Below are 17,500 nucleotides of genomic sequence, written 5' to 3'. Positions count from 1 at the left end.
CGCCGCATCGTCGCTGCCATTTGAACGCCAAGCCAATCAGACGTTTTGAATATAGTCCCGCAGTGCGCTTGCTTCTGATTCGATGCGATCGATTCGATATTTCACAAGGTCGCCAATCGACACGAACCCGACCATCTTGCCCGTTTCAATGACGGGTAAGTGACGAAGCCGCCGCTGCGTCATCAACGACAAAGCCGTAAGGACCGACATCGTGGGCGTCACTGTGAGCGCCGGTGAGGTCATCACCTGCGACACCGGTGCGTCGAGGATCTCCACGCCGTGGCTCGCAACCTGCTGCACAACATCGCGTTCAGAAAAAATGCCCACCACTTCATCGCCATCTACCACGGGTAAGCAGCCGATTCGGCGTTCGGCCAGCAACGCCACGGCAGATCGCATGGAATCGCCGCTCTTCACCTGCACCACATCGCTGCCCTTGTTTTGCAGGATTGCCGCTATGGTCATGATCGATTCCCTCCTCTTCTTTTGTAACGGGGTTGATGATCACACGCCCCGCCCCCAAAGAAAAGAGATGGATGAACGAAAATCAGCGTTGGATGACCCGGAATATGCCGCCTTTGCCTGGGGGCGCTATTGGCGAATCATGCGCTGGATGTTGTTGGTGGCCTTGCTATGCGTCATTATAGCCTTGGGATTGCTCTGGTGGTGGAACGGTGTGCCGTCGATCCACATGATGATTGCGGCAGCTTTGGGAATAGGCTTTACGGTTCTGCTGGCGGCGGCATTGATGGGTCTGGTGTTCCTGTCGAGCGGTACGGGCCATGATGAGCATATCTATGACCCGCTGAATGATGCCCTGGCAAATGATAGGATAGACAATGACGAGTAAGGCCAGCACAAACCTGTCTGCCGGACGCGACCCGATCCTGCGCACGGTGCCCCACCCCGGCGATATCAACACCAATGGGCACATATTTGGTGGCTGGGTTCTTGCCCAAATGGATATTGCTGGCGGCATTCTTGCGACGCGAGAGGCGCTGGGACCGGTTGCCACCGTCGCCATCGAAGCAATGCAGTTCATCGCGCCGGTTCTGCTGCAGGACATCATTTCCGTCTATGCCGAGGTCGATCGCCGCGGACGCACATCGGTGGCAATCCGTCTCGACGTCATTGCCACCCGTGGTCCGGCAAGAGAAGAAATACGCGTTACCAGCGGTCTCTTCACCTTTGTCGCGCTGGACGAAAATCACCGCCCAAGAACATTGCCGGACCCGTGCGCTGTTGGATGATCGCAACAGGAAGGTGCCTGACGGGTCAAGCAACCACTCAATCCCTGTGGATCAGGACATAATCAAGCTGCGATGATCCATTAGCCGGGACTGTCACCTTCCAGAGCAGGTCACCATTTTTCTTGCCGAGTTTGGCGCTGGTCCGGCCATATTGGAAGGCGTCCGACTGTTGCAACCGAATCTCCACCGCAGCGGCCCGGTCATTGGCATTGCTGATGTTCAGGCGGTAGCGTGCCTGCTTTCCATCCCTGCTGGTCGTCTGCACCTGATAATGAAGCTGCGGGCTGCCCCCTATTTCCGCCTCTATCTCTTCGCCAATGGCATGATCGCGCAAGTCGTCTTCACCGACGAGCAATTGCACATCCCTTGCCGGTTCGAATAGGGCGATTCCACCTGATGGAAGCGGCAAACCAAGCCCATCCCTTTCCCGGTTCCGCATACGAATCAACATATGCAGCGGCACAGCGTCATCGACATTCTCTGGCCAGATCGTCGCGCCATATAAATGGTCGAACGGCACTTTGCGCTTTTCCAGAAGCGCCACCTGCTTTTGGCCATTGGCGTTGACGTCCACGCGCATGGGTACGCGATACAGCTTCAAATCACCCAAATCCTCCTGCACCGCCCGGCGCTGGGCCGTCACGGTGACTTCGTCCATGGATTTGGCCATAGCCATGGCGGCAGGCGCCATCATCGGCGGAGGTGATAGTGCCCCCTCCATCATGCGTTCATAATATTGCATTTGCACGGTGCTGGTCGTGTCCATCGGCCAGCAGCGCAGATTAAGTTGTGGGGAAGGAGCTTGTTCCACCAACGCGTCATAATCGCTTTCCCGATTCACCCGCCCCGCCACCGCAAGCAATTGTGAATCGGCAAAACTGATATCGTTGCTGTTGGCGACCGTCAGCCAACCGAACAGGTCCAGCGTCTTTCCATCGTCATTCACCCGCGCCACATAATGCGCTGCCCAGTCAAAGCCGGTGGCAAGGTAGGTGAGGGTGACGTCCGCCGTGACCGCCTGCTCACTGCGGGTCGTGACCGACAATGTCGGCTTGGCCGAAAGTCCGGCAGGTATGGCGTCATACACTATGGTTTCAGGAAGCCCTGAACAACGCAGCCCTTCATATCCGTGCGCCGTTTGCAGAACCACCGCGTTGTCAGAACCTGAGCGAATCACCGCGTCTTCTTCCGTGACCTTGCCAGTGGCCGGATTGGTGCGGCGGATATGGACGCGATTACCCAATGTTCCATCGAGCAAGGCAGCAGGCGATAATAGCGCCGCATCCCTGTTTTTTTGTACAACGCCGCCGGGCAGGCCAGTGACCACCGCGCTGACCGCGATCATGCCATTGGCCACGCCTTCAAAGCGAATCACCGATTCCCCCACGGGAAGGCTGATTCGCCGGTGTTCGGTAATAAGCGCAAAGCCGTTCAACCAATTCAGGTTGATACCGCCGTCACCCCGATCGGGATCACGGTATATGGTAACTGACGTGGAATCCGGATGCGGTGAAGTGATGACACTCTGCGCGGTTGCGGGGGCCGCTACGGACATCAGCAACAGAAAAGCCCCGAATCTCCAATTCCGAAAAGCGGCAAACATAGTCAGTACCGCGTTTCAAAAGTCGCCGTGACCGTCATGCTCCCGTTGGCCGGAACGTCCACTGTCCAACGCGTCGCATCGCTGCTGACCCGCCGGCTTTTCTGGCTTTCCTCAATGATTCGAGTGTCATCCAACCAGAAATCAAGCCCCCCCTGGGTCAGATCCACCTGAACCGGGATGGCTTTGGCATTGGTGATTTCATAGCGCATGGCCGAACGCCATTTGCTGCTGGACAAGCGCTCGCGCTTTTCAACCGTCGTTTTCACCTTCACATCGAATGCCTGACCAGTGGCCAGCGCCAGTTCGCTGCCCATCGGCGTATGACCAATACCGTTTTCACCGATGAACTGTGGCGCGCCCGATGCATCCTTCATATAAAAGCGTACCGTACCGGCGGGCAACGCATCGCCTAGGCCGCCCTTGCTGCTGGATGAAAATTTCAGGACGGTGTTGAAGCTTTGCGGCTCCTCTATCGTCTGCAGCCAGCCCACCCGATATTCGTACGAGCGTTGCGCAGGCACGCCCTGCACGTCCAGAAAACTCACCTGCTTGGTCTGGCGGTCGGCAATCGTCGTGCGGCCACTGATCGGATAGAGATAATAGTCGCCCAACTGTTCACGACCAGCCGTTTCGGTTCCGGCCTGTCTAATATTATTACGCGGTGGTGGCGCATACATGGGTTTCGGCGCTATGCCGCCATTACGCCCTTGGTTGACGCTCCCCGCCACCAGCAGCGTGGCAGCATTGTTGTATGTTGTGCCGCTGTTGTTTGTCAGCGTCACCCATCCCTGCACGTCGATCTTGCTCGCCTTTTCGTCGTATAGCGCAACATAATCCGCGCTCCAGCCAAGGCCAGGCGTCAAATAGCGCAGAGATGCGGCGCGCGTTCCCGCCCGGTCGCTGTCCACCGTCACCGACAAAGTAGGGCGGGGCCGTAAATTGGGCGGCACCTTGTCAAAGATCACCCGGACAGGCAGTCCATCGTCACGCAATACCTCAATCTGCCCGCCAATCTGCAATACCACGCCGCCATTGACCGCCAGAACCTTCGCCTGCTGCCGCACTTCCGCACCTGTGGCCGGGTTGGTGCGAACGATAGTAACGGTCTGGCCCACCGCCTTTTCCATCAACTTATCGGGAGAAAGCAGATCGAAGTCGAAATTTTGCTCCACGATAGACGCGCCCGATGCATTGAAGGACACCGTCTCTGGCCTGATCTGCGCCGATACATCCGGGAATTCCAGACGCGTCGTCCCAACTGGAATCGAAAGCTGACGTACATCCTGCACCAGCGCCTGATTATTATTGTAAATGGTGACGGACAGATCGCCTTGCGCAGTCCCTGCTCCCGCCTGTGCAAATAAGGCAGACGGCGCCGCGCATAAAATGAGGGACAAGAAATGGGCGGTGCGCATTGGGTTATCTCCTTATGCATTTCAAACTGCCCGATTTTCTTCTCCCGGAAAAGCATCTTTACCGGACAATAGAAAAGGGGCAGCGCTTTTGACCAGCGCTGCCCCTCTATTTAGGCTTCCTATTTGACCGCGCGATGAACGGACGGGTTTTCGCGTCGAATCTATTCCGCCGCTTCCGTCGACGGGCGTACGCGCCGTGTCCGTTTGCGCGGCGCGGGTGCATCCTCCCCGTCGCTGTCATTGTCCGCCTTCGAAATCGAGGGAGGGAGGATCGCAGCATCCATTATGCCATGATCCTTGACCTCTTCTTCCTTGCGAGGGCGGCGCTGGCGCGACGCGCGTGGAGACTCGTTTTCATCGGCCGCTGACGAGGATGGAGTTTCCGTTTGAGCTTCAACCGGAGCCTCTGCCTTGGCAACCCTGTCACCTGATGCACGCTCACGCGGTGTCCGCTGGCGCGGCGCACGTTTTACGGGCGGAGATTCGCTTTCAGTTTCAGTTGCTGGAGCTTCTGTCTGAGCTTCAACCTGAGGCCTTGCTTCGGCAAACCTGTTTTCTGATGTACGCTCACGGGGCGCGCGATCCTGCCGCGGTTGATCACGACGAAACGACTGGTCTTGTCGGCGGCCATCATCACGCGCGTTCCTGTCGCCGGACTGGGGAAACCGACTCTCGTCCTGCCCATCCTCGCTCTGGTTGCCCTGTTCGCCATCATACTCGTCTTCGCTATCATAGCGGTTGTCCTCACGCGGACGACGATTGGGCTGCTGCTCTTCCTGCCGGACCCGATTGTCGGCGAGCACACGGAAATAATGATCGGCAAACTGCAGATAATATTCTGCGTTCACCCGGTCGCCCTGCATTTGGGCGTCCCGCGCCAGATTCTTGTATTTCTCAAGAAGCTGGGTGGCATTGCCGCGGGCACGACTATCTATACGATTTCCCGAATCTCCGCTGCGGCCATTACCTTGCGGACGCGGGTTGTTCCGGCCACGACGGCGACCGGGCTGACGATTATTGATCAACGTTAAGTCCTTGTTTCAATAACATCCTAAAAAGCATCGCTCCCGATAATGGATGCGTATTCCCCGATGGAACCGGACTGCCACGGCAATACCGATCCGTTTTTTGCCAGAGCCGCCGGACGTCAGCGTCTTCATGACTATGGGAGCAGGTGCGGGCTATCCACGATACTGAATGAAGCCGCCCCTAAAACCGCTGTTAAACCGTCCGCGAGAAGAAACCAAGAAAAATCTCTGGCTACTGCGAAAAAGCCGGGCGCTTACCACAATATAGGCCCTGTTCCCGCCTTTTCAAATTTTCAGGCGGTGATCAACAGGCAACGGTCGCGCCCGGCCAGATCCGGGCGGACATGTACGACCAGCTTTGCTGCGGCAAACAACGCCGATGCGGCCTGCCCCTGATCGAAGCCGATTTCGACCGCCGCCATGCCGTTCTTCTCCAGCAATCCGGGCAATTGCGGCGCAATCCGGCGATAATCGTCGAGGCCATCCGATCCGGCAAACAGCGCCGCATGCGGTTCATGCCCCACGACATCACGCGGCAACATCGCCTGCGTACTGATATACGGCGGATTGATGAGGATCAGGTCAAACCGCTCCTCTATCCCCGCCCCCCAATCACCCAGCCGGAACCGCGCCCGGTTCTCCATACCCAATCGCTCGGCATTTCCATGGGCAATCGTCAGCGCAGCATCCGAACTATCCACGCCCAGTCCTGTCGCATCCCGCCATTCGTCCAACGCGGCAAGCAAAAGCGCGCCCGACCCTGTGCCAAGGTCCAATATCCGGCGCGGCCCCGCCTTGCCGAAATATTCGACCGCCGCTTCCAGCAATGTCTCTGTATCGGGCCGGGGAATAAGGACGTCGGGCGTGACATGCAGGCTGATGGTCCAGAAGTCGCGCATGCCGGTAATATAGGCAACCGGCTCTCCCGCCGCACGCCGTTCGACCAGCCCCGCAAATGCGTCCGGGACAGCCAGGTCGTGAAATTTGACCAGCAATTCGCCCCGATCCATTCCCAATGCACAGGCCAACAGCAGTTCCGCGTCGAGCCGGGGCGTTTCACTCTTGCCGGAAAGCCGCGCGGCGGCGTGGCGCAGGGCGTCAGGCGCCTGCATTGTCGAGTTGGGCCATGCGGCTGGCCTCATCCTCTGCAATCAGTGCTGTAATGACCTCTTCTAGTCCCGGCCCCTCCAATATTTCGGGCAGGCGATGGAGCGTCAGGTTGATTCGATGATCGGTCACGCGCCCTTGCGGGAAATTATAGGTGCGGATGCGCTCGGACCGGTCACCCGATCCCACCATAGCCTTGCGCGCCCCCGCCTGTTCGCTTTGCGTGCGCTCGCGCTCCTGCTCATAAAGGCGGGTGCGAAGGATTTTCAGCGCCTTTGCCTTGTTCTTGTGCTGCGATTTTTCGTCCTGTTGCGTCACGACAAGGCCGGTCGGCAAATGGGTAATGCGGACGGCGCTGTCGGTCGTGTTCACATGCTGCCCGCCGGACCCCGACGCGCGATAGACGTCGATGCGCAGATCGGTTGCCTCGTTGATCTGAACGTCGACCTCCTCCGGTTCCGGTAACACGGCAACTGTCGCGGCGGAGGTGTGGATGCGCCCGCCGCTTTCGGTCACCGGCACGCGTTGAACCCGGTGGACGCCGCTTTCGAATTTAAGGCGCGCGAATACGCCTGTGCCGGTAACGCTCGCGACCACTTCCTTATATCCACCCATTTCGGATGCGCTGGCGGAGATCAATTCGACCTTCCAACCGCGCTCTTCGGCATAGCGGCTGTACATGCGGAACAGGTCGCCCGCGAACAGCGCCGCCTCGTCTCCGCCCGTCCCGGCGCGAATTTCCAGCATGGCAGGCCGCGCATCGGCGGAATCCCTTGGCAGCAATTGCAGGGCAAGAGCGCGCTCGGCCTCGGGCAGTTGGCTTTTAAGCGCCCGCATTTCCTCCTCGGCCATCTCACGCATTTCCGGGTCGCCTTCCGGCCCCGTCATATATTCGAGCGACTTCAACTCCTGCCGCAGACGTCGCACTTCATGCGCAGCCTGCGCGACCGGTTCCAGCTCGGCATATTCCTTCGACAGACGGACAAATTCCTCCGCTGGCAGGTCCGGGCGGGACATATTGGCCTGTACCTCATCCCGGCGCGCTTCAATGGCGCGAATTGTATCGGGGGAGATTTGCATCAACCTTCTTTGCCCAAGTATTTTTTAGCTTGCGGGTCTTCGTCACCGGAAAGCTGATTATAATTCTCTGGGAGGGCCTCTAGTATCTTAAAGAAGAGTTTTTCAGCCTTTTCAATATCTCGCGAAATATGCGTGAGATTAAGCTTTTGGGAGGCTTTCTCCGTTTCGCGGACAAAAAGAATGGCCTCAACGCCCTTCTTATTGGCCAATTCAACCCGTCGCTTTGCATTTCCCCGAAAAGCAAGCTCGACAGAATAGCCCTTCCGCCTCAGAACATGAGCAATGGATAGAGCTTCGGTTTCTACAGATGGTTTTTCAGGCACCACTGCAATTTCTGGTTTTTCCGCCTCAGGCGCATCAATCAGCATCGCCAACCGCTCAATCCCGGCGGCCCAGCCCACAGCAGGCGTCACCGGCCCGCCCAGATTTTCGATCAGCCCGTCATAGCGCCCACCGCCCAGCACAGTGCCCTGCGCGCCCAGCCGGTCAGTGACGAATTCGAACGCGGTGTGACGATAATAGTCGAGACCGCGCACCAGTCGCGCATTGCGTTCCCATGCGACCCCTGCGGCATCAAGCCCGCTCGTCACCTTGTCAAAAAAGGCGCGGGCCTCGTCGGTCAGAAATTCGTCAATGTCCGGCGCGCTGTCGGCGGCGGGGCGGTCGCGGGGGTCTTTGCTGTCCAAGATACGCAGCGGGTTGCGGGTCAGACGGTCGCGGCTATCCTCCGACAACTCATCGCGGCGCGCGTCGAAATGCGCGATCAGGCCCGCGCGCCACGCCTCGCGGCTCGGCGCATCCCCTAATGTGTTGAGCGTCAGCGTCACACCGTCCGAAATACCCAGTTCGCGTATAAGCTGATCCGCAAACACCAGCAGTTCAACATCCGCGCCCGGTTCAGCCGCGCCGATGATTTCGGCGTCCAGTTGGTGAAACTGACGAAAGCGGCCCTTTTGCGGGCGTTCATAACGGAACAGCGGCCCGTGCGTCGCCACCTTCATCGGCGCATATTGCTGCCAGCCCTCAGTGATATAGGCGCGCGCGATCCCGGCGGTAAATTCCGGACGCAGGGTCAGGCTGTCGCCGCCACGGTCTTCGAACGTGTACATTTCCTTCGACACGACGTCGGTGCTTTCGCCCAGCGAGCGGGCGAAGACGGCGGTGCTTTCGAACACCGGCACCTCTATCCGCTGAAAGCCATAAAGGCGGCGCACCCGGTCAAAAGCCGCAACGACATGCGCAAAGCGCTCTGCCTGCTCGCCCATCATATCCTGTGTGCCGCGTATCGGGCGGGGTGTCTCTATTCTGGCCATGGCAGCGCCCTCTAGCGGGATTTTCGCAAAACGGAAATAGAAGCTTCCAAACTGTCAAAGAGAAAGCATCAGTCTGGACGCGCAGAGTTGCACCCGTCATGTTGGTCCCTGACCCATGATCCAAACCGGAGAAATAAATCATGTTCAAAAAGCCGGTCATTGCCTTTGGCGCGCTGCTTTTTCTTTTGGCAAGCCCTCAAGCCATCGCGCAAAAGAGCGTTTCCGCGCTCCCCGATCTTCAAAATAGCAAGCCGTCCGCGTTGCCGGTCATCAATGCCGTGCCCGCCGCCCGCGACATTGCCTATCCCGGCACGATGCGCCTGATGGTCGATGCGACCGACACAGTACAGAACATCTTTCGCGTCAAGCAGATCATTCCGGTGGCCAGTTCCGGGCCGCTCACCCTGCTCTACCCCCAATGGCTGCCGGGCACTCATGCCCCGCGCGGCCAGATCGAAAAACTCACCGGCCTTGTGATCAGCGCGAACGGAAAGCCGGTCCCCTGGACCCGTGATCCGTTGAACGTCTATGCGTTCCACCTTTCCGTGCCAGACGGCGCGCGCGAACTTTCTGTCGCATTTCAGTTCGTATCGGCGACCGATGCAGATCAGGGCCGCATCGTCATGACGCCTGCGATGCTGAACCTGCAATGGCAATCGGTTTCGCTCTATCCGGCGGGCTATTATGTCCGCAACATTCCTGTGCAGGCGAGCGTCACCTATCCCGCAGGATGGCAGGCGGCGACCGCGCTGCGGTCGGCAGGCACATCGGGCATGACCACTACATATGAAGCAACCGATTATGACACGCTGGTCGATTCGCCAGTCTTCGCGGGCAAATATTTCCGGCGCATCGATCTGTCGCCCAAGGTTCGACTGAACATCGTTGCTGACGAGGCGCGCTTTCTGGCCGCCACGCCTGAACAGATCGAAGTGCACAAACGACTGGTGGCGCAAGCGCGCGTTTTGTTCGGCACGGAACAGTTCGACCATTATGATTTTCTGCTGGCGCTGACCGATCAGATGGGCAGCATTGGTCTGGAACATCATCGCAGTTCCGAAAATGGCGTGGAGCCGGAATATTTCACAGATTGGGCCAAGGGCCCCGGCCGCCGCAATCTGCTCCCCCATGAACTGGCTCATAGCTGGAACGGAAAATATCGCCGGCCCAATGGCCTGTGGACCCCGGATTTCAGCACGCCCATGCAGGACAATCTGCTTTGGGTCTATGAAGGACAGACGCAATTCTGGGGCTATGTGCTGGGCGCCCGGTCGGGGCTTTATACCAAGGACGAAACCCTCGACGCCATCGCCGCAATTGCCGCCAGCCTCGACCAGCGGGTAGGGCGACAATGGCGTCCGCTGGAAGATACGACGCACGATCCAATCATCGCCGCCCGTCGTCCCAAGCCATGGACAAGCTGGCAGCGGGCCGAGGATTATTATAATGAAGGTCTGCTCATCTGGCTGGAGGCGGATGGCCTGCTGCGGCAGCTGTCGGGCGGCAGGAAGTCCCTCGATGATTTCGCCAAGCTGTTTTTTGGCGGGCGTGACGGGGATTGGGGTGTCAAAACCTATGACTTCGAGGATGTGGCGCAAGCACTGAACACCGTCGCGCCCTATGACTGGGCAGGCTTTTTGCGCAAACGCGTCAACGATCTTTCCCGGCAGGCACCCAAGGACGGTATCACCAAAGGCGGCTATAGGCTGGTTTATACCAGCACGCCCAACAGCACGGTAAAAAATACAGAGGATCGTTCCGGCGCGGTCGACCTGAGCTACGGCCCCGGCATGAACCTGTCGAAAGCCGGCGAAGTCACCGCCGTCATATGGGACAGTCCCGCCTTCAACGCCGGTCTGGCCGTCGGCATGAACGTGGTCGCGGTCAACGGCACCGCCTTTTCGGCGGAACGGATGAAGCTGGCAGTCAGCGCCAACAAAGGTGGCAAAGGTCCAATTGCCCTGCTGGTGCGGTCGGGCGATAAATATCGCAATATAAATCTCGATTATTCGGGCGGACTGGTCTATCCGCACCTGCAAAAAATAGGCGAGGGTGAAGGCGGCATAGACATGCTGTTGAAGGCAGCCGGCTAATATTCACACAGGATTTGCTTGAAATGAACATCGACTTGATCCCGATCGGCGACGATCCGCCCAACAGCCTGAACGTCATTATCGAGGTTCCCGTTGGCGGCGAGCCCGTCAAATATGAATTCGACAAGAAATCAGGCGCCCTGTTTGTCGATCGCATTCTGCATACGCCGATGCGTTATCCCGCCAATTACGGCTTCATCCCCCATACGCTTTCCCCTGATGGCGATCCACTGGACGCGCTGGTTGTGGCGCGCTCGCCATTCGTCCCCGGCTGCGTGGTGCGCGTGCGCCCGATTGCTGTGCTGAAGCTGGAAGATGAAGCGGGTGGCGATGAAAAGCTGCTGACCGTGCCTGTCGATGGCACCTTTCCCTATTACAGCAAGGTGGGGGAAAAGGGCGACCTGCCCGAAATCGTGATGCAGCAGATCGAGCATTTCTTCACCCATTACAAAGATCTGGAAGCGAAGAAATGGGTGCGGATCGGCACTTGGGGCGATGCCGATGAAGCCCGCAATATTGTAATGGAAGCCATCGAACGCGCAAAGCAGGCCAAGGCCGCCTGATCCGGCTGGGTTGGGTGATGAGCGGCATTCTTCGTCACTCATATCTCGTCACCCCTGCCTCGGCGGGGGTGACGGACTATCTTTGGCAATGTTTCAAATGAAGCAATACCGAAGAACCACCGATCAGCCCAGTTTTTGCGCCAGCAGCCTCCGCAAATCGACCTCCGGCCGTGCGCCGTAATGGGAAATAACCTCTGCCGCGGCAATCGCACCCATATCGAGACTGACACTCAAAGGACGACCGCTCAAATAGCCGGTCAGGAACCCCGCCGCGAACAAATCGCCAGCACCCGTCGTATCGATGATATGTTCGACCGGCGCCGCAGCGACTTCATAACGCATGCCGTCCCGAATCGCGATTGCACCCTTTTCGCTGCGCGTCACCACGAGCGTGGGAACCTTGCCCGCCGTTGCGGCGACCGCCTTCTCGAAATTGGCGATCTGGTTGAGCGCCTGAATCTCGCCTTCATTGGCGAACAGGACATCGATATCGCCGTTGTGAATCAGTGCCTGGAAATCGTCACGGTGGCGATCGATGCAGAAATTGTCGGACAGGGTGAAGGCGACCTCCCGTCCTGCCTTGCGGGCTATGTCGATTGCCGACCGCATGGCTGCGCGCGGTTCTTCAGGGTCCCAGAGATAGCCCTCCAGATACAGCATCCGGGCCGAAGCGATCAATTCAGGATCAAGCGCGGAGGCCGGGAGAAATTGCGATGCCCCCAGAAAGGTATTCATCGTGCGCTGCGCATCGGGTGTGACCAGAATCAGGCAGCGGGCCGTCGGCGGCTCTTCCGTTCGGGCCTCGGTCATATAATGGATGCCAAGCGCACGGATGTCATGCGCGAACACGCTGCCCAACTGATCGTCGCGTACTTGCCCAATAAAGCCGCATTGCATGCCAAGGGCCGCCATTCCAGCCAGGGTATTGGCGGCTGATCCACCGCTGATTTCCACTCCAGCACCCATATTGCTGTACAGCAGCTCCGCCGTTTCCGCGTCGATCAGCTGCATACCCCCCTTGGCGAGAGCATGACTGGCCAGAAAAGCGTCGTCGGACTGTGCGATCACATCGACAATGGCGTTGCCTACAGCAACAATGTCCAGGCGGGCTTGCGTCACATTATGTCCTTTTCATTCCGGTGGATGGCAACAGGACGTTTCGCCTAAACGGCCCATCCCGGCGATGCAATGGACGATTGACCCTGCCCCCGGTGTCGCGCAAAGAAAGCGCGATGACTGTTTTTCGCTTTGCCGCCTTGCCCTGTTCATTAATCCTGCTGTTGCCGGGCTGTGTCGGCCCTGCTGCAGTGGGCACCGCCCCGTCCCCGACCATGCGCAGCGCGGCCCATTACGGCAGCGCGCCCGAAGGGATCGCTGGCAGGGACGCGCGCCAATTGGTTGCCATGTTCGGACAGCCACGCCTCGACATCCGCGAGCGCACCGTCCGCAAATTGCAATTCACCAATGGCCGCTGCGTTCTTGATGCCTATCTTTATGTAACTGGCAGGAAGAAGGAACCGATCGTCACGCATATCGATACCCGGCTGCCAAATGGCAACGACACCGACACAGGCGCATGTATCCAATCCTTACAGACGAATTGATCGCTCCGTCCGTTTTGGCGACGTGGGCCGGGGTATAATCCAGGCGAGCCTAATTGGAGTCCGCGACCTCGGTCGGCGTCGCAGCTTTCGCCTGCAGCGCCGTGGCGGCCAGCGCTAACGCTCGAGCCGCATCCTGCAGTGCCTGTGCCGCAGTCGGTGTGGCAGGCGCATCTGCGATGTCGACCGGCTCTGGTGCGGAAGCAAATGATGCATTTGCTACGGGCGGTTCAGCATTTGGGCTCAATACCGCTGCCGGCCCAGATGCCGGCTCCGTCGCGGCTGGCGCGTTCAGTGGGGCAGGCATATTCGAGGCAGCAGTCGGCTGGGTAGTCGCAGCGGTGCTTGCGGTACGCAAATCCGCCATAGGCGGCTGAGTCACAGCCATAGATGCAACCGAACTTCCCTGATCGGCGGGACAGGCAACCGCGAGCAAATTGTCAGCCACGGTACGCGAAAACTCAACCAGATCGGACTCCGAGGCGTTAGCCGCCAACCGCGAATAGGCACCAATGGTTTCACATCGATCAATGATGTTTTTCATGGAATGAAGATTTCCAACACCTGTTTCATAATTCATATAAGCCATATTTCCAGACGATTGCCCATACTGTCTAATGAAACGTGAAATTACTATATTTTTATTATGAACAAGAAAGTCTCTTTTATTATTCATAAAAAGTTTATAACTTTCAAGAGTGCTCGGCATTTTTTCCAGACACTTGAAAGTACCTATCATTAACATGGTTTGAAAATTCTGAACTTGTGCAGCTGAAAGTTCATCCGGATACCAGCAATCTTCCTTCATGACGGGTTGGGCGTAAGCCGTTACGGACATGATACTGGTTGATACAATCGCGATAGATATCGTTAAAGCGTGCCAGCGCATTTTCTTTCCTCCAGTCAAACATGACTGACGGCCGATCCTTCTTGCCCAATGTGAATAGTCGTCTGAGTCTTTATACCATTTTGGCAAAAATGTGGCAATTGCTATAGGTTATTTCTGAAGCATAATTTTGCGCCACTTTGATCGCATGTGCAGTATAACGACTATGGTCAATAGCCTGATATACTTGAAATAATTGTCTATCTTGATTGTTGCACTCGCGCTGGACGTTGGGCTTCCATTACCTCCACAGCCATCGAGGTGAGGCGACTATCATGTCGGTGACATATGGCCCCTGCAAGGGCCGCTAGCGCGCCTCCAATAACTGCGCTAGTGCCCATGCCGCCGCATCACGCACAACCTCATTTTGATCCTGCGCCAATCGCTGCAATTGCACCTTGTATCCGGCATTACCGCTATTCCCCGCCGCGATCGCTGCGTTACGTACCATCCGGTCGCGGCCGATCCGCTTGATCGGGGAACCTGCAAACACTGCGCGAAATGCCGCATCATCCAGTTCCAGCAGATCTGTCAAGCTAGGGGCAGCCAGTTCCGAACGGCCCATAAAGGCCTTGTTCGCCGCCGCGCTGTCGGCGAACTTGTTCCATGGGCACACCGCCAGACAGTCATCGCAGCCATAAATGCGGTTGCCGATGGCAGCGCGATATTCGATCGGGATCGGCCCCTTATGCTCGATCGTCAGATAGGAAATGCATTTGCGTGCATCGACGCGGTAGGGCGCGGGAAAGGCATCGGTAGGACAGGCCCGCTGGCATGCATCGCAACTGCCGCAGCGGTCGCGTCCCGGCACGTCTGGTGACAGGTCCAGCGTCGTATAGATCGCGCCCAGAAACAGCCAGCTTCCGTGGGAGCGGCTGACCAGATTGCTGTGCTTGCCTTGCCAACCAAGCCCCGCCGCTTCTGCAAGCGGTTTTTCCATGACGGGCGCAGTGTCGACAAACACCTTCAATTCCCCGCCCGCTTCATCGATCATCCAGCGGGCGAGAGCTTTCAGGCCTTTTTTGACGACGTCATGATAATCCTGCCCCTGCGCATAGACCGAGATGCGGCCAATGTCCTGCGCATGCTCCAATGCCAGCGGATCGCGCGCGGGGGCATAGCTCATTCCCAGCATGATGACCGATCGCACATCGGGCCACAGCCCCTGCGGCGACCCGCGCTGGGCGGCGCGCTCCTCCATCCAGATCATGTCGCCATGCCGTCCTTCCGACAGCCATTGGGCAAGGCGCTCCGCAGTTTTCGGCGCGGCGTCGGCGTGCGCGATCGCGCAATCGGCAAAGCCCAACGCCGCCGCCTGCGCCTTGATGCGCTCTTCGATATTTTCGCCTTGTCTTGTCATATGGCGCGACTATCCTGACCCCGATGACAGGGGACGATATGCAAACGCCCTATGCTGTTGAAGCATATGGGCTTGTCAAGGATTTCGGTTCCTTCCGTGCAGTGGATGGCGTCGATATAGCTGTTCCCCGGGGCAGCATCTACGGCATATTGGGACCCAATGGCGCGGGCAAGACGACATTGCTGCGCATGTTGCTGGGCATCATCGATCCCGATGCGGGGACGCGCCATTTACTGGGCGCGAAAAAGCCGATCGATATGGTCCGCATGGTTGGGTACCTGCCGGAAGAGCGCGGGCTTTATCCATCGATGAAGGCCTATGACGCCATCGCTTTCATGGGCGCGTTGCGTGGCCTGCCGCTAGCCGAGGGACGGCGGCGGGGACGGGCACTCATGACCGAACATGGACTTGGAACGGCAGTGGACAAGCCTATCCGCACTCTATCCAAGGGCATGGCCCAAACGGTGCAATTGCTGGGCGCCATCGTGCATGAACCGCGGCTCATTGTACTGGACGAACCGTTTTCAGGGTTGGATGCGATCAATCAGGGCAAGCTCGAACAACTGATCCGCCGCAAGGCCGCCGATGGCGTCACCATCATTTTTTCCACCCATGTTATCGCCCATGCCGAACGATTGTGCGAACGCATCGCCATAATCGCCGACGGCAAGGTCCGGTTCGAAGGGCGGGTGTCGGATGCTCGCGACCGTTTGCGTCCGCAAGTTCGCCTGGAAACCCGACGGACCGATGGGCCATGGCGTGCCGCCCTTCCCCCTGACACGCGAGTGGATGGAACCGTCTGGCACTTCACCCTGCCTGAAGGAGGCGTCGAACCACTGTTGAAAGCGCTGGTGGAGGGCAATGCGGGGATTGAAGCGCTCGCCATCGAACGGCCCGGCCTGCATGATGCTTTCGTCGCCATCGCGGGGGAAACGGTGGTGCGCGAAATGGACGAGCCGGAACAGGAGGATGCGGCATGAAGGAATTGCTGCGCGCCGCCTTTGTCATCGCCCGGCGGGATTTTACGGCAGTCATTTTTTCCAAGGCCTTCATCTTCTTCCTGCTCGGCCCCCTGTTCCCTGTCGTGATTGGCGTGCTTGCCGGACATTTGGGGCAGGATATGACGGGCGAGGAAAAACGGCCCGTTATCGGCGTCCTGATGACAGCATCCGATATGCAGGCGTTACGGGGCGCGCATGATCGCCTCACAAGCCAACTTGGAGAGAATAGCCTACCCGATTTGAGAGAAGGTCCCCCAGGCAGCAGCGTCGACGCGCTGTTGAATCAGCCGCAAGGCAGCGTTTCCGCTGTTCTGTCAGGCACATTGGAACAGCCCGTGCTGGCGGGACAGAAAGGTCAAATTCGCCGGGTGGAAGGCGATGTCTCTCTGCTCATCAGCACCGCACGCGCCGGTGCCACCCTCCCCATCACCCGGCTGGAAACCCACGCGGTGGCCCAAAGTCAGGGCGTCCAGCAACAGGCGCGGTTGCTGACTGGTCGTGCGGCGCAGGTGCTGCTCTTTCTCCTTACCATGCTGCTTGCCGGTATGGTCCTGTCCAATCTTGTTGAGGAAAAAACGAACAAGATCATTGAAATACTGGCCGCCGCCGTTCCCATAGACGCGATTTTCATCGGCAAGCTGATGGCGATGCTTGCCATGTCGCTTGTTGGCATTTCCATCTGGGGCGGCGCCGCGCTTATTATCTATTTCGCATCATTCGGCTTTACGGCGCTACTGCCCCCGCCTGCGGTCGGCTGGCCTGCCTTCATCGCCCTTGGCATCATATATTTCACCACGGCCTATTCCCTGCTTGGCGCGCTTTTCATCGGCATCGGCGCGCAGGCATCGACGGTGCGGGAAGTGCAGACCCTGTCCATGCCCGTCACCATGGGGCAAGTGGTCGTCTTCTTTATTGCTTCATACGCGGTCAACAAGCCTGGTCAAACCGCTGAAATCGTGGCCGCGATATTCCCTTTAAGCTCGCCCTTCACCATGATCGCCCACGCCGCCCAGTCGCCTGACATATGGCCTCATCTGATTGCCATCCCCTGGCAGATTTTCTGCGTCGGAATGATCATCCGCGTGGGCGTGGGCCTGTTCCGTCGGAATGTGTTGAAATCCGGTTGTCAACGTCGGGGTAAAATTGTGCAAGATTCCGGTGTAAAACTGTACCAGTTGGATTGAACAAAAAGCCTCAGAT

At 58.2% G+C, this 17,500-nt stretch carries 18 protein-coding genes (1 of these 18 cut by a window edge); 8 read left to right on the top strand and 10 right to left on the bottom strand.

All coding sequences use genetic code 11. The features are described from left to right. Positions 1-24: the end of a lipopolysaccharide biosynthesis protein gene (locus L3X40_RS16820; RefSeq protein ID WP_237366639.1), read on the top strand. 1,461 nt of this gene lie to the left of the window's left edge; only the last 24 of its 1,485 coding nucleotides appear in the window; its start codon lies beyond the left edge, outside the window; the stop codon is at positions 22-24. A 12-nt stretch (positions 25-36) separates the two neighbouring features. On the opposite strand, the gene L3X40_RS16815 is transcribed toward L3X40_RS16820, so the two are convergent. Beyond that, the gene (locus L3X40_RS16815) at positions 37-465 is read right to left on the bottom strand and encodes a CBS domain-containing protein (RefSeq protein WP_237366638.1); all 429 of its coding nucleotides are present in this window, start codon (positions 463-465) and stop codon (positions 37-39) included. Between L3X40_RS16815 and L3X40_RS16810 the strand changes: the two genes are divergently transcribed. Next, positions 458-850, top strand: a complete 393-nt coding sequence (locus L3X40_RS16810) for a hypothetical protein (RefSeq protein WP_338331153.1) — start codon at positions 458-460, stop codon at positions 848-850. The genes L3X40_RS16815 and L3X40_RS16810 overlap by 8 nt on opposite strands. Next, the gene (locus L3X40_RS16805; RefSeq protein ID WP_237366637.1) at positions 840-1,250 is read left to right on the top strand and encodes an acyl-CoA thioesterase; all 411 of its coding nucleotides are present in this window, start codon (positions 840-842) and stop codon (positions 1,248-1,250) included. The genes L3X40_RS16810 and L3X40_RS16805 overlap by 11 nt, the downstream gene beginning before the upstream one ends. 37 nt (positions 1,251-1,287) lie before the next feature. On the opposite strand, the gene L3X40_RS16800 is transcribed toward L3X40_RS16805, so the two are convergent. The 6 genes from L3X40_RS16800 to hisS all read right to left on the bottom strand — a co-directional run bounded on the left by L3X40_RS16800 (position 1,288) and on the right by hisS (position 8,796). Continuing rightward, positions 1,288-2,805, bottom strand: coding sequence for a DUF4139 domain-containing protein (locus L3X40_RS16800; RefSeq protein WP_237366636.1), 1,518 nt, complete (start codon positions 2,803-2,805; stop codon positions 1,288-1,290). A 50-nt stretch (positions 2,806-2,855) separates the two neighbouring features. Further along, complete coding sequence (locus L3X40_RS16795; protein ID WP_237366635.1) at positions 2,856-4,268, bottom strand: DUF4139 domain-containing protein; 1,413 nt, start codon at positions 4,266-4,268, stop codon at positions 2,856-2,858. 161 nt (positions 4,269-4,429) lie between these two features. Next, positions 4,430-5,293 carry a DUF4167 domain-containing protein gene (locus L3X40_RS16790; protein WP_237366634.1) on the bottom strand — a complete coding sequence of 288 codons (864 nt, stop codon included), beginning with the start codon at positions 5,291-5,293 and terminating at the stop codon, positions 4,430-4,432. Between the two features lie 296 nt (positions 5,294-5,589). Continuing rightward, positions 5,590-6,408: a peptide chain release factor N(5)-glutamine methyltransferase gene (gene prmC, locus L3X40_RS16785; protein WP_237366633.1), complete on the bottom strand. Its 819-nt coding sequence runs from the start codon at positions 6,406-6,408 to the stop codon at positions 5,590-5,592. Continuing rightward, positions 6,395-7,486: a peptide chain release factor 1 gene (gene prfA / locus L3X40_RS16780; RefSeq protein WP_237366632.1), complete on the bottom strand. Its 1,092-nt coding sequence runs from the start codon at positions 7,484-7,486 to the stop codon at positions 6,395-6,397. Before prfA ends, prmC begins: the two co-directional genes overlap by 14 nt. Then, complete coding sequence (gene hisS / locus L3X40_RS16775) at positions 7,483-8,796, bottom strand: histidine--tRNA ligase (RefSeq protein ID WP_237366631.1); 1,314 nt, start codon at positions 8,794-8,796, stop codon at positions 7,483-7,485. The genes prfA and hisS overlap by 4 nt, the downstream gene beginning before the upstream one ends. A 140-nt stretch (positions 8,797-8,936) precedes the next feature. On the opposite strand from hisS, the gene L3X40_RS16770 reads away from it, so the two are divergent. Both L3X40_RS16770 and ppa read left to right on the top strand, forming a co-directional pair. Continuing rightward, the gene (locus L3X40_RS16770; RefSeq protein ID WP_237366630.1) at positions 8,937-10,889 is read left to right on the top strand and encodes a M61 family metallopeptidase; all 1,953 of its coding nucleotides are present in this window, start codon (positions 8,937-8,939) and stop codon (positions 10,887-10,889) included. Positions 10,890-10,912: 23 nt separating this feature from the next. Beyond that, positions 10,913-11,452: an inorganic diphosphatase gene (gene ppa, locus L3X40_RS16765; RefSeq protein ID WP_237366629.1), complete on the top strand. Its 540-nt coding sequence runs from the start codon at positions 10,913-10,915 to the stop codon at positions 11,450-11,452. 123 nt (positions 11,453-11,575) lie between these two features. Here the strand turns inward: ppa and L3X40_RS16760 are convergent, their stop codons facing one another. Further along, positions 11,576-12,571 carry an adenosine kinase gene (locus tag L3X40_RS16760; protein ID WP_237366628.1) on the bottom strand — a complete coding sequence of 332 codons (996 nt, stop codon included), beginning with the start codon at positions 12,569-12,571 and terminating at the stop codon, positions 11,576-11,578. A 113-nt stretch (positions 12,572-12,684) separates the two neighbouring features. On the opposite strand from L3X40_RS16760, the gene L3X40_RS16755 reads away from it, so the two are divergent. Further along, entirely contained in the window at positions 12,685-13,056 is a 372-nt protein-coding gene (locus tag L3X40_RS16755) for a hypothetical protein (RefSeq protein WP_237366627.1), read from the top strand. A 49-nt stretch (positions 13,057-13,105) separates the two neighbouring features. Here L3X40_RS16755 and L3X40_RS16750 read toward each other — a convergent pair whose 3' ends face one another. Next, positions 13,106-13,942 carry a hypothetical protein gene (locus L3X40_RS16750; protein WP_237366626.1) on the bottom strand — a complete coding sequence of 279 codons (837 nt, stop codon included), beginning with the start codon at positions 13,940-13,942 and terminating at the stop codon, positions 13,106-13,108. 304 nt (positions 13,943-14,246) lie between these two features. Next, complete coding sequence (gene queG / locus L3X40_RS16745; RefSeq protein WP_237366625.1) at positions 14,247-15,299, bottom strand: tRNA epoxyqueuosine(34) reductase QueG; 1,053 nt, start codon at positions 15,297-15,299, stop codon at positions 14,247-14,249. A gap of 23 nt (positions 15,300-15,322) precedes the next feature. On the opposite strand from queG, the gene L3X40_RS16740 reads away from it, so the two are divergent. After that, positions 15,323-16,279 (top strand): ABC transporter ATP-binding protein, encoded by a 957-nt coding sequence (locus L3X40_RS16740; protein WP_445177204.1) that lies wholly within the window; start codon positions 15,323-15,325, stop codon positions 16,277-16,279. Further along, positions 16,276-17,484, top strand: coding sequence for an ABC transporter permease (locus L3X40_RS16735; RefSeq protein WP_237366623.1), 1,209 nt, complete (start codon positions 16,276-16,278; stop codon positions 17,482-17,484). Before L3X40_RS16740 ends, L3X40_RS16735 begins: the two co-directional genes overlap by 4 nt. Positions 17,485-17,500 lie beyond the last annotated feature (16 nt).

Source organism: Rhizorhapis sp. SPR117, from assembly GCF_021742065.1.
Note: the sequence above shows the minus strand (reverse complement) of the source record. Positions and strands in the feature narration are given on the sequence as shown.

Excerpts from the sequence above, each read along its gene's own strand:
- L3X40_RS16770 (WP_237366630.1), top strand. The coding sequence starts at position 8,937 with ATGTTCAAAAAGCCGGTCATTGCCTTTGGCGCGCTGCTTTTTCTTTTG.
- L3X40_RS16810 (WP_338331153.1), top strand. The coding sequence starts at position 458 with ATGGTCATGATCGATTCCCTCCTCTTCTTTTGTAACGGGGTTGATGAT.
- ppa (WP_237366629.1), top strand. The coding sequence starts at position 10,913 with ATGAACATCGACTTGATCCCGATCGGCGACGATCCGCCCAACAGCCTG.
- L3X40_RS16805 (WP_237366637.1), top strand. The coding sequence starts at position 840 with ATGACGAGTAAGGCCAGCACAAACCTGTCTGCCGGACGCGACCCGATC.
- L3X40_RS16735 (WP_237366623.1), top strand. The coding sequence starts at position 16,276 with ATGAAGGAATTGCTGCGCGCCGCCTTTGTCATCGCCCGGCGGGATTTT.
- L3X40_RS16755 (WP_237366627.1), top strand. The coding sequence starts at position 12,685 with ATGACTGTTTTTCGCTTTGCCGCCTTGCCCTGTTCATTAATCCTGCTG.
- queG (WP_237366625.1), bottom strand. The coding sequence starts at position 15,299 with ATGACAAGACAAGGCGAAAATATCGAAGAGCGCATCAAGGCGCAGGCG.
- L3X40_RS16815 (WP_237366638.1), bottom strand. The coding sequence starts at position 465 with ATGACCATAGCGGCAATCCTGCAAAACAAGGGCAGCGATGTGGTGCAG.
- prmC (WP_237366633.1), bottom strand. The coding sequence starts at position 6,408 with ATGCAGGCGCCTGACGCCCTGCGCCACGCCGCCGCGCGGCTTTCCGGC.
- hisS (WP_237366631.1), bottom strand. The coding sequence starts at position 8,796 with ATGGCCAGAATAGAGACACCCCGCCCGATACGCGGCACACAGGATATG.
- L3X40_RS16800 (WP_237366636.1), bottom strand. The coding sequence starts at position 2,805 with ATGTCCGTAGCGGCCCCCGCAACCGCGCAGAGTGTCATCACTTCACCG.
- L3X40_RS16750 (WP_237366626.1), bottom strand. The coding sequence starts at position 13,942 with ATGCGCTGGCACGCTTTAACGATATCTATCGCGATTGTATCAACCAGT.
- L3X40_RS16795 (WP_237366635.1), bottom strand. The coding sequence starts at position 4,268 with ATGCGCACCGCCCATTTCTTGTCCCTCATTTTATGCGCGGCGCCGTCT.
- L3X40_RS16740 (WP_445177204.1), top strand. The coding sequence starts at position 15,323 with ATGACAGGGGACGATATGCAAACGCCCTATGCTGTTGAAGCATATGGG.